Genomic DNA, 14,737 nt, shown 5'->3' with positions numbered 1-14,737 from the left:
TTTATATATAGATAAAGTCTATATCAACAAATTTTTTAAAACAAGAAAATTTGTATAAATAATATTTCCAATTTATACTAAATTATTCTTCTAAATTCCTATAATACTCTTCTAAATAATCTAGTTTTTCTTTACTCATGGGCTTATGTATCGTCGTAAGAGAATGTATAATTTTTCTGTTCTTAGTAGATTTTAATACTTTTTTATTAAAAGTATCATACTCTTCACTAGTTATTATTATTTTATAATGCGATTGAAATCTTATAATCTCTCTAGCTAAAAAATCCTTACAAATTAATCCTTTTAATACTATTTTTATAGTACTCTTATGCCATCCATACATCTGCTTTATGTCTCTTATTATTTCTTTTTTAGATATCAAGGAACCTTTTTCCCATAGATAGTTCATTACCACAAATTCTACTCTTACTAAGCCTTCTATTAATATTTCTTCTTCCACGTTTTGTCACTCCCTCAAATTCTGCCTAGCTCAAATTAATAATAGAAGCTTCTAATCACAATTGATACAGGTAATTTTTACCATATAATTTATACGTTTAGTTTATTTTTTTGAAGTAAAATAACGTTCATATTTATAAATTTATCCAATTTTCAAATAATTATGTTGAATAATAACTAATTCTGTTATATTATTGTAGTTGTAGAATAAAACTAAATCGGCAAAACTAGAGAAATTTAGTGACGCAAAGCTATAGGGACTAAGACTTGTAAAATATCTTATAAGTTATGTCAGCCAGTTGCCAAAAAGATATTTTTCTTTTTGTTTTTATGAAAGTTTTTTAGGGGGATAATAATATATGTTTAGAGATAAAATGGATAGATGTACACATATGTTAACTGCTTATATTGGCAGTTCATATGATTATTGTGATTTTATAGATACACAGTTAGATGATTTTATACTAGAGTACGGAGAAAATGTAGTAGAATCTTGTTTGCATCAAGTGATGGTATTAGTAAGTAAGTATAATTAAATGAACCTTATTTTCTAAAACCCCCTTTTTAGTTTTATCTACTTTTAAATAATATTTTGTTAAAAAATTAACTAAAATATATTTCTAGCATTCAAAGTTTTATTTTTTGTTAAAGTACAATATGATAAAGATGTGAATCTGTATTAAAAACAAAAAATAAACTACAATCTATTAGTCTAGATCGAAGTTTCAAATTCAAAATAATTTAAGTAATGATTTATTCATTAAAATCGTCTTGATTGCTATCAGGACGATTTTTTAGTTTATGTAAAAATTCTTTTAATCTACTTATAGAATCCAATACTCTTATTATACCTCTATTACATAAAAGTTCTTTCACATGTTCATTCATATATTTACACAAAATATAAAAAAATTATATAATTCAAGTAAAAATAGTATTTTTATATATATTAATGTAAAATTTTGTTTTTATTTGTATCATAAATGTACCCAAGTCATATATATATATTAGGATATTGAATTTATCCTAATAAATATATAGGAGTGGTAAAGAATGGATAATACAAAGAGTTTAGAATATTATAAGAATAATTTAGAATCATGTTCTAGTGATTTAATGAAATTAGTAATTGGATTGACAAAAGAAGAATATTTAAATACAAATACAAGAGCTTATTTAACACCTTGTCAAATATGGAGAATAATAAAATATTTTTTAGTTGGTGAAAGTTATGATTTATCTGATGCAAAAGTTAAATTGGATTTTCAAAAAGATTTAAATTTCAATTTAGATAATGGCATATTAAATGAATTTTCCGAAGAATTAGAATCTCTAATAGATTCTAACTATGTAAAAAATTGCAAACTTAGAGAAGAATTAAAAAGAGCTTTTAGATTATCTGAGTGTTTAGCTGAAGCTATAAGACAAATAAACTGTAATGATAAATGTGAATTTTTAGTAGGAAAATTATTTTGCTTATTAGTACAAATTATACTTTTAATAATATCTATTATAGCTAAAATAATTATACTATTAATATTCTGTAGTGATTGTATTTCATGCAATGATGAAAAAGATGTAAGATCTTCTTTCTGTGATTGTCTAATTTGTGATTTAGAAAAAGAATTAGATCAAATAGAGGAGTTAATTGATGAACTAATTAAATTGGCCATTGCATTTATAAAATGTGGTTCAAAAAAATGTAAACACGATGAACATCATGGATGTGACTATTATAATGTTTATTATGAAAACTCACCTTATATAAACAACTATGAAGATAATATACAAGAATGTTTTGATAAGTACAAAAAACAGTGCTATACAAAAAAATGCAATAGAAACTACTAAAAATTTTATTTTTATAAAAAACAAAAGCTTTAAAAAACTATGTTAAGTATAATAGAGTATATTATTTTAATCTAATATATTTTGATAGCTAAATATATAAAATAATACAAATAATATAATTTTTTGGCTATTTGAAATACTTTATAATAAGATGCAAACTATAATACAGAAGAAGTTACTTCAATGGATTTAAAAATCTATAGGAGATAGCTTCTTTTGTATAAGTAAAAATCTATAATATTTTTACTTTTTTTAAAACCCATAAAAAGACCTTATTTTTATATGTAATTGAGGTCTTTTTTTCTTACCTTGAATTTACTGATATATAAATTGTTCCAATATTTTAACTCAAATCGTAATAATTATAAAATTTAATAATACTATATTATATTAATTTATTATATATTTACTTATAATGATTCTTTTATTCTATCTTATAAAAACTGACTTTAATTGAATAAAAAGACAATAAATATATGTAAATATACTTATTGTCTCTTATTTAAATATTTATTTGTATCTCATTTTGCTATTATATTTATCACCAAGACTATATTTACATGGTGTAACATTATTACAACTATCTGAACAGGTATCATTATCATAATAGCATAAATTTGGATTATGCATACAATAACTTCTACAGCATTTACAATTATTACAATTATGAAGTTGTGGACAAATTACAAATAATAGTGATAAATCAATCATTCTACAATCAAAGTGTTTTACACAAATATTCTCTATTCCAATAAAAATTGTTTCTATAATATTCTCACATTTATCATATCTCAAATCTTTTAACAAGATAAATTGACAAAATGGTATACTCCAATGTGCAGAATGAAGAGACTGCTGACAATTATCTCCAGTATATATAATTTTAATATTTTTAAATCCTTTTATAATTAATTTTGGCCCTAGTATAGTGTTAATAATCTCCTTATCTTCTATGCATATCTTTACACTTACTTCATTAATACATTCTATAGCTGGTTTTTGTGTTGGAACACATAGTATATCATCTTCTATAAATTCTTTATAGTATTTCATACATTTGTTATCTGGATAATTTTCTAAGGGGGTAATTCCAGTTTTTAAAATACTTTCATTCATATAAATATCTCCTTAATTTTATAATTATATAGAGATTGAAGTTTCTATATACATTTTATATATGATATAGAATCATATATTGTTATAAAAAATCTAAAAAAATAAAAATATTCAAAAATATGTAACAAAAAGTCGAAAATTAAATAAATTATATTGAGAGCTAAAAACTTTCAATAAATTATATAAGGAGAGATAAATATGAATAGTAATGCATGTGCTTGTAATATGGATTTAATTGATGTAAGTGGTTTATGTGACACAGACGATGTTACACAGGTTATAAGTCAATATCCTTATTGGTTTCAGATGTATATACCAGAAACCTTAAATATCCCAATACAAAAACCAGATATTGAACAAATAAACTCAGTTAATGTATCAGTGAATATATTGAGAACAAAAGTAGTGAAGACACCTATATCACCTTTAGATGCTAATTGTGATTTTATACCAAACTTAGAAGGAAAAATCTCTACAGGAAGAAAAATTATTGTTGAGGGTGAATTGTGTCAAAAAATATCTTATACAGCTGATGAAAAATCTCAACCAGTTCATTCTGCACATTTTTATGTACCATTTTCAAGCTATATAGTTATACCACATAAAATTACTTTTAATAATGCTACACAATTAATGAAATTAGACTCACTTGATGTAGATTATCAAGTAAATGCGTGTATAGAAGATTTGTCTGTAAGCCTATTAGATGCAAGAACTATATCGAAATATACAACATTATTATTATATGCAATACCAAGAAATACATTATAAAATTATAAAAATAAGGAGTAGAGGAAATGTTAAATTCTAATTATACAAATGGCACATCTTATCAATTCCATGATAAATGCGGTTGTGATGATAAGATATTAAATATTGTTGGTGTCTATCCAGAATCAAAAATAGAAAAAGTTTTACAATGCCCTTGTCCTGAAGATAAAAACAAATGGACAGAGTTTTTTGTATCAGAAACAGTAGATATACCATCACAAAAGCCAAATATAGAAGATATAGTAGAGGTACATTCTTGTGTAGATATAATATCTCAAAGAGTAATAAAAACACCTTTGGTAAACGGATACATCTCATGTAATGGAAACTCTATACCAGGAGAAACTATACCAAATGGAGAATGTACAAATTTGACAGGAAGAAAATTAATAATAGAAGGACTACTAAGACAAAAAATAATCTATACAGCAGCGCTAGATGAACAATCAGTTCATTCTGCACATTTTAATATACCATTTTCAGTATTTATAATAATAGACAAAAATACACCACTATACCAACAATTTAAGATAACAGCATATATAGAGGATATATATGCATGTGTATTATCAGAAAGAAGTGTCTTTAAAAATACAACTATTTTTATAAAGGCATCAAAAATATGTTAAGTAATTTAAATAAAATGAGGAGGAATAAAAATGGGATGTAATAAAAAAACTTGTGAATGTGACTTTAATATCAAAACTTTAGGTATATGTGATGTATCAAAATTAAATATGAATGGATGTAAAAAGGAAAACTTAAATTGGACAGAGATTTCAATTCCTGAGATACTTCCCATCCCAAGATTAAAACCTGATATAGAAAATATAGATCAAGTTTATGCAAGTGCAACAATTACTTCAGTAAAACTTATAGAAACTCCATTTGCATATAAATCATATAATTTATATATTAGCTTAGATATATTGAATAGAATAGAAATTATATTAGATGCGTTTCTAGAAACAAATATACAGACACCAATTAATACATTGATTGGTGGAATAAATGATTTAATATCAACAATTAAGGATGCCATACCTTTAATACCTGGATTAGGCGAGATTATAAATCCTTTATTAGCTAAACTACAAAGATTACTAGATTTAGTTCAACCATCTGTAAATTCTCTTTTATTTGATATTAATAATTTGTTAGATACAATTCAAACTGATATAGCAAGAATAGTATGCGAATCTCTTAATTCTATAATATGCAGAGCAGACGATTTAATAAGATTACTAAAATCTATACAAAATGTTATCAATGATATATTTGAAACAGTTAGTACACTTGAAGGACCATTAATAGAAACATTAATAACAACTTTACAAACAATAATTAATAATATCATTACACCTTCATTTGATATCTTAATTGGAGAAAATGGTGTATTAATTATACTTGTTGAAAGTTTAAGTAGAATACCAATTGATTGTGAAAATACTAGTGCATTTACAATACTACAAAATGCTGAAGGAACATGCTTAAATGGAAGAAAGCTAATAGTGAATGGTTTATTAAAACAGAAAATAGTATATACTGCTCTAGTAGATGAACAATCAGTTCATTCTGCACATTATGAAGTACCATTTTTAGCATATATAATTCCATATGCCAAATTTGAATGCTTGACATATGAAGAAGGAATAGTTATTTCACCACCTGGAAAACCAATAGTTACAATAAATGGTTATAGATATAATCCTAAGTTAGGCATAGAAGTGGATTTATGTGAGGAATTTATTGTAAATTCATGTATTGAAGATATATATGTAAATGATCTTGATAAAAGAACTATATTTAAAAATATAACATTATTCTTAAAAGCACAATTAAAATCGTTGTGTAATTAATGTTAATACTATTTTACTAGTATACTATATAAACGAATATAAACAAACAAAATTATAACAGTGTCTAAATTTTCAAAGGCGTTAATAATACTAAATTTGCGCCTTTGAATTTAGTTTAAATACTTAACACCGTACTAAATTAAAGCAATGAAAAAGGGTTAATCACTTGTCTAAAATGATGCAGATAGAAGATATAAAAAAAGATATCAACCATCTAAACCATCCCTTCTTTTTTCTTACTTATATATAAAATTTTTTAATTTTACTTTAGCACAAAAAAAATTTATTCCATTAATCTACTCTATAATTTTTACTTTTTAAGAAATAATTTTTAATACTTTGATTGATAATATAACTAAGACAGCTTTTCAGGAGATGATTAAATGACTCTTAAAAACAAGAAGTTTACTATAAATAAGTATGGAATTTTATCTATCATTTTAGTTTTATGCTTTATTTTAACAGGTTTTAATAGCTATATTAATTATAGTCATAGAAAATTTAAAGATTATGTTGTTTTCTATGTTCAACATCAAGATGATGAAGTATTGTGGGCTGGCAGTGCTATTGTAAACGCTGTAAAAGAAAGAGGAAAAAATCATGTATTTGTGGTTTTAGTATCTACTGGATGTGGTATATCTGTTTTCGATAGATATAAAAAATATGAAACTCTTACAGATAGCCAAAAATCAGAATATAGAAATAGAGAATTCTTAGCTTCTCTTAATAATCTAGGAGTAAAAAGAGAAAATATAATAATATTGCCAGAAAAAAATGTAAATGGTACTACTAATTTTAACTCTATGGAAGAAATTGCAATTACTTTTGAAAAAAAATTTAAAAGTGTAACCCATATAGCACATACTTATAAGTTAGATGACCATTTACAACATATAAAAAATGGCTCTGTCATTCAAGGTCTGTATAACTCTGGTCAAATCAAAGATGCCAAATACTTTGTAAAACCTAAGTTTGCTCATGAAATAAGTTTTAACAACAAGATAGTTTATAAAGCTCATTCTATTGAGGATTATGAAAAAGTAAAAAATGCGTGTGAACAATACAAACTTATTGATGAATCAGAATGCAGAGAAGGTATTGGTTATAAATCTGACCACAAGTCTTTTGATAAATTATTAAATGATAAAAATGTTCCTTCTATACTCCACACCCCTAATTTATAACAAATATTTATTTTAAAATAAATATTTGTTATAAATTCTTAATAATTATGAAACTCCTTTGTTATTTATATTTGTTAATATATTTTTAGAGCTAATCAGTTAATATACTTACTATTTTCTGAAACCAATTTTTAGTATAAAATAAAGATTGATTAAAAATAAAATTTCGAGGGGGAATAATAAAGTGAATCAAAATATATTGGTCGTAGATGACGATAAAGAAATAGTAGATGCTATAGAATTCTATTTAAGACCTGATAATCTTAATGTTTTAAAAGCATACGATGGCTTAGAAGCTTTGGATATATTAATTGAAAATGATATTAAATTAATAATAATGGATGTAATGATGCCTAATTTAGATGGTCTTAAAACTACACTCAAAATAAGAGAAAAAAAGAATATTCCTATAATCCTTCTATCTGCAAAATCACAAGATATGGATAAAATTATAGGTCTTAATATGGGCGCTGATGACTACATAACTAAACCATTTAATCCACTAGAACTTACTGCACGAGTAAAATCTCAACTTAGAAGATATATAAACTTAGGAGACTTTAGTAATGCAAATAACTCAAACGATACTAATTATATTTTAAAAAGTGGAGGTCTTGAGCTAAATACAGATACAAAAATAGTTTCTTTAGATGGTGAAGAAGTTAAAATGACACCTCTTGAGTATAAAATACTTGCTCTTCTCCTATCACGAAAAGGAAAAATATTCTCCTCTCATGAGATTTATGAAAAAGTTTGGAATGAAGATGCTTATAGCTGTGAAAGAACTGTTGCTGTTCATATTAGAAGAATTAGAGAAAAGATTGAAGTAAACTCAAAAGAACCAAAATATTTAAAGGTGGTGTGGGGAATTGGTTACAAAATTGAAAAACTTAATTATTAATGATTCAAGAGCAAAATTTATTTTATTATTACTATTATTTCTCTCCTTTTCTACATTATTTGAAACAATATACGATTTAAATAATAACTTTATTGATATTAATCAGTATAATTATTTCTATAATGAGGAGGTTATACCTTATTTCTATTATTTTGGTACGCCTTTGTCCTTACCAAAAGCAAATTTAAAGTTTATTTGTGAAGGTATTACATTAGCAAGTTGTTTATTATCTGTATTATTTCTTATATTATATAAAAAAAATAGCCAAAAGAAAGTTAAACTCTTAGAAAACATTATTACTTTCTTTTCTAAGATAAAAATTGAAATTATACTTATATTAATTTTAATACTTTTAGCATTACGATTTTATATATTTACAAATACTAAAATGTTCTACAATGCCAATTTAATTATATTTAATTTTATTATTCTATCTGTAATTTATATAATATATGAAAATATAAAACATGGTGGCTATAATCCAAAAGATATGTCTATAACATATAGATTCTTTTCAGACCTTGTTAGCATATATAATAGAAAAACTATAAATAAGAAACTATCTATAACCTTTTTAATCTCTATAGTTATACAAGCAATTATTCAGTACATAGTTTTAGTATTATTTATGCGTGTATATTATGTTGAGGCAATAGTTATAGAGGTTTTATTCACACTTGTAAGTATAATTTCTTATTCTTCTATATACAACTTTTTATCTAGTAAGTTTAACTACATAAATAATATCTCGAAAAATATAAAAAATATTGAAAATGGAAATCTAAAATATAAGTTGGAAGTGATAGGAGACGATGAAATATCTGCTTTATCCAAGAGTATAAATAATATAACAGATGGTCTTGAGGCTGCTGTAGATGCTAATATAAAAAGTGAAAGAATGAAGACAGAGCTTATAACAAATGTATCTCATGACTTAAAGACTCCACTTACATCTATATTAAGCTATGTTGATATGTTAAAAAATAATGACTTTGATAAAGAAACAATAAACGACTATATAAATATTTTAGATAAAAAATCACAAAGATTAAAATTATTAATAGAGGATATATTTGAAGCTTCTAAGCTTAGTAGTGGTGATGTGGAATTTAATATAACAAAAACTGATATAAAAGAGCTCTTAATTCAAAGTATAGTAGAACTTGAAGATAAAATTCAAAACAGTAATTTAGATTTTATAATAGAAACACCTGAGGAATCTGTATTTACTATGATAGATGGAAAAAAGACTTGGAGGGTATTTGAAAACCTGATTGGCAATATACTAAAATACTCTATGAAAAATACTAGAGTTTATATAGATATGTTTATAAAAGATGAAAATATAATAGTAACATTTAAAAATATTTCAAATGATAAATTAAATCTAAAACCAGAAGAATTAATAGAAAGATTTAGAAGAGGTGATATATCAAGAAATACAGATGGCTCCGGTCTGGGCTTATCAATTTCTCAAAATATAATTGAATTACAAAATGCAACTATGGAAATAATTATAGATGCTGATTTATTTAAAGTAGCCCTTTCTTTTAAAAAAATTAATTAATATTAAATACATAAGGTTGTAAATTTCAAAATAATTTTTATTTTAAATTACATGCTATAAATGGTTAACTTGCAATTTACAACCTTATTAAAATCATAAAACTATTTTTAATATACTTATATACTTACTCTAATATATAGTCTTATTTTTTCCTGATTTTTTAGCTTTATATAGTTTTTTATCTGCCTCACTTAAAAATGCTTCAAAAGAATCAAAGTCTATCCATTCAGAAATTCCAATACTTACAGTTATTTTATAGTCGAGGTCTTTAAAATTATATTTAAGTAGACTATTATGAACTTTAGATTCAATATGAATTGCTTTTTCTATATTTTCTGTCAAAACAATAAATTCATCTCCACCATATCTACCAGCAAATAAATAGTAATCTCTAAATGATTGAATGATGTAGGCCATCACTCTTATAACCTCATCTCCCACTAAATGCCCATAATTATCATTTACATGTTTAAAATTATCTATGTCAATTATCATTATTGCATAGTTTTTAGAATTATCTTTAACAGTATATTTTATATTTCCCATAATGGCTCTTTGATTTAATAAACCAGTTAATTCATCCGTAATAGCTAGTTGCTGAAGTTTTCTGTTTGCCTCTAACAACATAACTTTTTGCTCTTCTATTTCTTTTGTTTTTTCATGAATAATTGCCTCTAATCTATTATTTTCAGCTTCCATTAAACTTATCGGAAAATACTCACCTATTTTTTGTAAATCATTTGCAACAGAAGTATGAACACTGCTTATTAATATTTCTCCCTCACATTCAACACATAAGTATGTTATTCTTATTTCTACTTGAAAATTATAACCTTTTTTAGTTTTCTTACCAACTAGATACTCGCCAAATACAGTATGTAAATTTTTTGAATATTCTTTACTATCTAGCCATAACTTTTCTAAAATAAAACTATCTGGTGATTGTTTTACATACTCTTCTAATAAATACTCTACTTCTTCAATACTATTCCCTACTTCAAACTTTCCAGTACCAATCCAACATATATTTTTGTGAAAAAAAGACATACATTTTTTCACATCCCTATCTACAAAATATGCATTTATAAACTGCTCAACACGTTCAACATATTTGTTCTTAAACATAATATTATTATCCCCTTATCGTTCTAATAAAGTTATTATATCATGACATTGTGTATTTGTTTAAAGAAAAAATTTTATATCTATACATAATTATTTTTTATGCTTTTTAGGAGTAAACAAGAAAAAAACCTCCTTGGAGGTCTCTTTCTAAATGTTGGGGTTTATATTTACATATTTATTTGATTATACCTTTTAGTGCGATATTAATACATTTTAAATTATATTTCTCTATAAATCATCATGTATTTCATCTCTCTGTATTTATAATATCACATAGAATTTCCATAATCAGTTACATATCTGTTACCTAAGATTACAATTTTGTAATATTTGTAATCTTAGGTATAAATTTACATCCATTCTTTAATATAAGTGTATGTTTTTTATTAATCCTAAAGACCTTTTAAGTCATATTTTTCTAGGAAAAGTTTTAATTCAGAGTAAATTTCTTCTGCTCCACCAACTTTATTTGATTCAATATTTAAAGCTAACAATGGCTCATGTAATGATATTCTAAGTAAAAACCAACCATCTCCATTTGCTTCATTACAATTAACTCTTATACCTTCAAAGTTGTTTGGTGCAACAGACCATCCATCAACATCATTAACATGAGAATCTAATTCTTTTAATATATCTTCTGCATATGGTCTAAAATCTTCTTTATTGATGCCTATTCTAACTTCTTTTTCTTCCTTTGCTTCTTCAAGGTTTTCTATCAATTCTTCTATAGTCTTTCCTTCTAAAGAAAGTTTTGCAACTTTTATTAAAATTTTAGCTATTAAATATGCTCCATCATCTAAAAAATAATTTTCTTTTAAAGCAGCATGTCCAGATGTCTCTATAGCTAAATGGCACTCTTCACCTTCACTATTTAATCTTATAGCTTCATTTATTACATTTTTATATCCTCTTTTAAATCTATGATGTCTTCCTCCTAATTCGCTTATGAATTTAGCAAGACCTTCTGAAGTAATAGAATCAGTTACTATAGCTGTATTTGGATGTTCTTCTAATATTATTGATGATATAACAGCTATAAGAGCATTTTTATTTATTGGTTTACCATTTTTACCTACAATAGCAGCTCTATCTACATCTGTATCAAATATTATTCCTAAATCACTCTTATTATCTAATACGGCTTTACAAATGCTTTCCATTGCTTCTTTATTTTCAGGATTTGGTATATGATTTGGGAACATACCGTCTGGGTTCAAAAATTGACTACCTGTTGTATCTGCTCCCAGTATGTGTAAAACTTTTTCAGCAAAAAAACCTCCAGCTCCATTTCCTGCATCAACTAGTATTTTAAGTCCAGAAAAAGGCTTTTCATAGTTTTTACTTGAGTTTACACCTATTCTAATTTTATCTATCAATAAATTAGAATAATCTTCTATTAAATTTTTTACTACAACTGTACCTTTTTTGTCTACTCTTTCAGACTGTACACTATCATTTTTAACAGCTATATCCAACATTTCTTTTATATCTGTTTTTTCTAGACCACCATTTTCTGTAAAAAACTTTAATCCATTGTAGTAATAAGGTAAATGGCTAGCTGTAATCATAATTGACCCATCAGAGTGGTATCCATCCATAATAGTTGTCATAAACATTGCTGGTGTTGTAGCAATCTCACAATCAATTACATTACAATTATCATTGATTAAAGTTTCAATAACAGTGTTTCTAAATTGACTCCCTGTTATTCTAGAATCAGTTCCTATTGCAACAGTTACTTTGTCTTTTTTAGTTTTTTCTTTTAACCAAATATGAAATGCTTTAGCTATTTTTTTTACTTCTTCTACAGTTAAATTAACTTCCTTAGAATCATTTTTATATGCTATTCCTCTAATATCTGTCCCATTTTGCAGTTTGTATATGTCACCCATAAACATTCTCCTTACTCAATTAAAATTTTTATTAAATATTATAAAATTCCTAATTTATTTAAAATTTACATTATCTAAATATACAAATTTTATAATTTTATTATTAACTATTTTATACTTTCTTTTAGCTCTCTTATCTTCTCTTTATATGAAATTGGAGGCTTGTCATTAAATAAAGCTGATGTACCAACAACATATATATCGACTTTTTTGCCATTCATAAGTCTAATAGTATCTTTATTTATATTTCCATCAACTTCTATAAATGGAGGATTATCATAATCTTTTAATATCTCTGTAAGCTTATCTAACTTATCTAAAACAGAGAGATTAAACTTTTGACCTGCAAATCCTGGATTTACTGTCATTACTAAGATACCCTCAACTAAACCTATATATTCTTCTATTTTATCTACACTAGTTTGGGGACTTATTGCTAACACTGGCCCTATTCCATAATCTCTCAACTTTTGTATATCAGCTTTTACATCTGTGCTTGATTCCACATGAAAAGAAATATACTTTGGCTTTATATAAGACATCATATCAATATACTTATTTGGAGTTTCTGTAGCTAAATGAATATCTAAAGGTATAGTTGTATTTTCGCTTATTGACTTTAATAGTTCTGGTCCCATGGCTAAGTTTTTGACAAATATTCCATCCATAACATCACAGTGAAGCAATTTTACATCAGCCTCTTCAAGAGCTTCTAGTTCTTTTTTTAAGTTCATTTGGTCTGCACACATTATTGAAGCACAAATAATAGACATAACTTTCCTCCTTAGTCATAAATTTTCATTATTTATAAGTTTTCATTTTCTATATCATCAATCATTTGTAATCTTCTTGCATGTCTTTCTCCATTATAACTTGAATTTAACCATTCTTCAACAATTCTCATTGCTAATCCTTTTCCAATAACTCTTTCCCCTAAACAAAGTACATTTGTATTATTGTGTTCTCTCGTAGCTTGGGCTGAAAAACAATCTGACACAACTGCTGCTCTAATTCCTTTAAATTTATTTGCGGCAATAGACATACCTATTCCTGTACCACAACAAAGTATACCTAAATCTGATTTTTTACTTTGAACATTTTGACTTACTTTTTTTGCATATATTGGAAAATCTACACTTTCTTTTGAATTTGTTCCTACATCTTCAACTTCTATACCTTTATTAATTAAGTTTTCTTTTATAAATTCCTTTAACTCGTAACCACCATGGTCACACCCAATAGATATTTTCATTAAAAAGCACCCCTTTTTATATAATATTTTACAATTATCGTAAAAATAAAGCTGTCCCATTGTAGAAATTTCTTTCTATTTTTAAGACAGCTTTAATTGATTTATATCAAATCAATTTATTATTCAATGATATTTACATCTATAATAATTCTTTTATGTTTTTTACTATATCTTCAGTAGTTAATCCGTAATGTTTTAATAAGTCTGCTGGTGTACCTGATTGACCAAATACATCCTTAACACCAATTCTTCTAACTACTACATCTTTAGTTTCTGCTAAAGCTTCACATACAGCTGAACCTAAACCACCAATTATACTGTGCTCTTCTGCTGTAACTACTTTTCCAGTTTTCTTAGCACTTTCTTTTATTAATGTTTCATCTAAAGGTTTTATTGTAGATATATTAACAACTTCTACATTTACACCTTCTTTAGCAAGTTCTTCTGCTGCTTCTAATGCTTTTGCTACCATTATTCCTGTAGCTATTACTGTTATATCAGAGCCTTCTCTTAAAACAGTTCCTTTTCCTATTTCAAATTTATAGTTTTCACTGTTTACGTCTGGAGTTGCAGCTCTACCTAATCTTATATATACAGGTCCATTATAATCAATAGATGCAAATAGTGCTTGTCTTGCTTCTAAAGCATCTGCTGGATTTAATACAACCATATTTGGTATACCTCTCATTAAAGATATATCTTCTATAGCTTGATGACTTCCTCCATCTTCTCCTACTGTTACTCCTGCATGAGTAGC

16 protein-coding genes and 1 riboswitch are annotated in these 14,737 nt (G+C 25.5%); of the genes, 8 read left to right on the top strand and 8 right to left on the bottom strand.

What is annotated here, in order from left to right; genetic code table 11:
- Window positions 1–82: 82 nt before the first annotated feature.
- Window positions 83–460, bottom strand: coding sequence for a BlaI/MecI/CopY family transcriptional regulator (locus tag KGF52_RS17170; RefSeq protein ID WP_227841009.1), 378 nt, complete (start codon window positions 458–460; stop codon window positions 83–85).
- 209 nt (window positions 461–669) lie between these two features.
- Window positions 670–766, top strand: a riboswitch (cyclic di-GMP riboswitch).
- A gap of 52 nt (window positions 767–818) precedes the next feature.
- Here KGF52_RS17170 and KGF52_RS17165 point away from each other — a divergent pair.
- Window positions 819–995, top strand: coding sequence for a hypothetical protein (locus tag KGF52_RS17165; protein ID WP_003416990.1), 177 nt, complete (start codon window positions 819–821; stop codon window positions 993–995).
- 217 nt (window positions 996–1,212) lie between these two features.
- Here KGF52_RS17165 and KGF52_RS21480 read toward each other — a convergent pair whose 3' ends face one another.
- A complete protein-coding gene (locus KGF52_RS21480; protein ID WP_255640444.1) occupies window positions 1,213–1,347 on the bottom strand; it encodes a hypothetical protein in 135 nt (44 codons plus the stop codon).
- 165 nt (window positions 1,348–1,512) lie between these two features.
- On the opposite strand from KGF52_RS21480, the gene KGF52_RS17160 reads away from it, so the two are divergent.
- Window positions 1,513–2,310 (top strand): hypothetical protein, encoded by a 798-nt coding sequence (locus tag KGF52_RS17160; protein WP_227841008.1) that lies wholly within the window; start codon window positions 1,513–1,515, stop codon window positions 2,308–2,310.
- 510 nt (window positions 2,311–2,820) lie between these two features.
- Here the strand turns inward: KGF52_RS17160 and KGF52_RS17155 are convergent.
- Window positions 2,821–3,426 (bottom strand): DUF3794 domain-containing protein, encoded by a 606-nt coding sequence (locus tag KGF52_RS17155; RefSeq protein WP_227841007.1) that lies wholly within the window; start codon window positions 3,424–3,426, stop codon window positions 2,821–2,823.
- Window positions 3,427–3,624: 198 nt separating this feature from the next.
- Here KGF52_RS17155 and KGF52_RS17150 point away from each other — a divergent pair, with 198 nt between their 5' ends.
- From KGF52_RS17150 to KGF52_RS17125, 6 genes are all read left to right on the top strand, one after another.
- Window positions 3,625–4,197, top strand: a complete 573-nt coding sequence (locus tag KGF52_RS17150) for a DUF3794 domain-containing protein (protein ID WP_227841006.1) — start codon at window positions 3,625–3,627, stop codon at window positions 4,195–4,197.
- A gap of 26 nt (window positions 4,198–4,223) precedes the next feature.
- The gene (locus tag KGF52_RS17145; RefSeq protein ID WP_227830470.1) at window positions 4,224–4,826 is read left to right on the top strand and encodes a DUF3794 domain-containing protein; all 603 of its coding nucleotides are present in this window, start codon (window positions 4,224–4,226) and stop codon (window positions 4,824–4,826) included.
- Window positions 4,827–4,856: 30 nt separating this feature from the next.
- Window positions 4,857–6,056 carry a hypothetical protein gene (locus KGF52_RS17140; RefSeq protein WP_227841005.1) on the top strand — a complete coding sequence of 400 codons (1,200 nt, stop codon included), beginning with the start codon at window positions 4,857–4,859 and terminating at the stop codon, window positions 6,054–6,056.
- A 383-nt stretch (window positions 6,057–6,439) separates the two neighbouring features.
- Window positions 6,440–7,240 carry a PIG-L family deacetylase gene (locus KGF52_RS17135; RefSeq protein WP_227841004.1) on the top strand — a complete coding sequence of 267 codons (801 nt, stop codon included), beginning with the start codon at window positions 6,440–6,442 and terminating at the stop codon, window positions 7,238–7,240.
- A gap of 184 nt (window positions 7,241–7,424) precedes the next feature.
- Window positions 7,425–8,141 (top strand): response regulator transcription factor, encoded by a 717-nt coding sequence (locus KGF52_RS17130; protein WP_227841003.1) that lies wholly within the window; start codon window positions 7,425–7,427, stop codon window positions 8,139–8,141.
- Window positions 8,110–9,708, top strand: a complete 1,599-nt coding sequence (locus KGF52_RS17125; protein ID WP_227841002.1) for a sensor histidine kinase — start codon at window positions 8,110–8,112, stop codon at window positions 9,706–9,708. The genes KGF52_RS17130 and KGF52_RS17125 overlap by 32 nt, the downstream gene beginning before the upstream one ends.
- A gap of 129 nt (window positions 9,709–9,837) precedes the next feature.
- Here the strand turns inward: KGF52_RS17125 and KGF52_RS17120 are convergent, their stop codons facing one another.
- From KGF52_RS17120 to KGF52_RS17100, 5 genes are all read right to left on the bottom strand, one after another.
- Complete coding sequence (locus tag KGF52_RS17120; protein ID WP_227841001.1) at window positions 9,838–10,833, bottom strand: GGDEF domain-containing protein; 996 nt, start codon at window positions 10,831–10,833, stop codon at window positions 9,838–9,840.
- Between the two features lie 392 nt (window positions 10,834–11,225).
- Complete coding sequence (locus KGF52_RS17115) at window positions 11,226–12,728, bottom strand: phosphomannomutase/phosphoglucomutase (RefSeq protein ID WP_227841000.1); 1,503 nt, start codon at window positions 12,726–12,728, stop codon at window positions 11,226–11,228.
- Between the two features lie 107 nt (window positions 12,729–12,835).
- A complete protein-coding gene (locus KGF52_RS17110; RefSeq protein WP_227829230.1) occupies window positions 12,836–13,501 on the bottom strand; it encodes a ribulose-phosphate 3-epimerase in 666 nt (221 codons plus the stop codon).
- Between the two features lie 32 nt (window positions 13,502–13,533).
- Complete coding sequence (gene rpiB / locus KGF52_RS17105; protein ID WP_227829231.1) at window positions 13,534–13,980, bottom strand: ribose 5-phosphate isomerase B; 447 nt, start codon at window positions 13,978–13,980, stop codon at window positions 13,534–13,536.
- Window positions 13,981–14,119: 139 nt separating this feature from the next.
- The coding region (locus KGF52_RS17100; RefSeq protein WP_227840999.1) for a transketolase C-terminal domain-containing protein at window positions 14,120–14,737 on the bottom strand (618 nt) is incomplete at its 5' end.

Source organism: Clostridioides sp. ZZV15-6597 (genome assembly GCF_020657815.1).
In the GTDB taxonomy this organism is placed as follows: Bacteria; Bacillota; Clostridia; order Peptostreptococcales; family Peptostreptococcaceae; genus Clostridioides.
The sequence above is the reverse complement of the archived record's forward strand: the minus strand, read 5'-3'. Positions and strand labels throughout refer to the sequence as shown.

Excerpts from the sequence above, each read along its gene's own strand:
- KGF52_RS17145 (WP_227830470.1), top strand. The coding sequence starts at position 4,224 with ATGTTAAATTCTAATTATACAAATGGCACATCTTATCAATTCCATGAT.
- KGF52_RS17135 (WP_227841004.1), top strand. The coding sequence starts at position 6,440 with ATGACTCTTAAAAACAAGAAGTTTACTATAAATAAGTATGGAATTTTA.
- KGF52_RS17110 (WP_227829230.1), bottom strand. The coding sequence starts at position 13,501 with ATGTCTATTATTTGTGCTTCAATAATGTGTGCAGACCAAATGAACTTA.
- KGF52_RS17150 (WP_227841006.1), top strand. The coding sequence starts at position 3,625 with ATGAATAGTAATGCATGTGCTTGTAATATGGATTTAATTGATGTAAGT.
- KGF52_RS17155 (WP_227841007.1), bottom strand. The coding sequence starts at position 3,426 with ATGAATGAAAGTATTTTAAAAACTGGAATTACCCCCTTAGAAAATTAT.
- KGF52_RS17115 (WP_227841000.1), bottom strand. The coding sequence starts at position 12,728 with ATGGGTGACATATACAAACTGCAAAATGGGACAGATATTAGAGGAATA.
- rpiB (WP_227829231.1), bottom strand. The coding sequence starts at position 13,980 with ATGAAAATATCTATTGGGTGTGACCATGGTGGTTACGAGTTAAAGGAA.
- KGF52_RS17140 (WP_227841005.1), top strand. The coding sequence starts at position 4,857 with ATGGGATGTAATAAAAAAACTTGTGAATGTGACTTTAATATCAAAACT.
- KGF52_RS21480 (WP_255640444.1), bottom strand. The coding sequence starts at position 1,347 with ATGAATGAACATGTGAAAGAACTTTTATGTAATAGAGGTATAATAAGA.
- KGF52_RS17120 (WP_227841001.1), bottom strand. The coding sequence starts at position 10,833 with ATGTTTAAGAACAAATATGTTGAACGTGTTGAGCAGTTTATAAATGCA.
- KGF52_RS17165 (WP_003416990.1), top strand. The coding sequence starts at position 819 with ATGTTTAGAGATAAAATGGATAGATGTACACATATGTTAACTGCTTAT.
- KGF52_RS17160 (WP_227841008.1), top strand. The coding sequence starts at position 1,513 with ATGGATAATACAAAGAGTTTAGAATATTATAAGAATAATTTAGAATCA.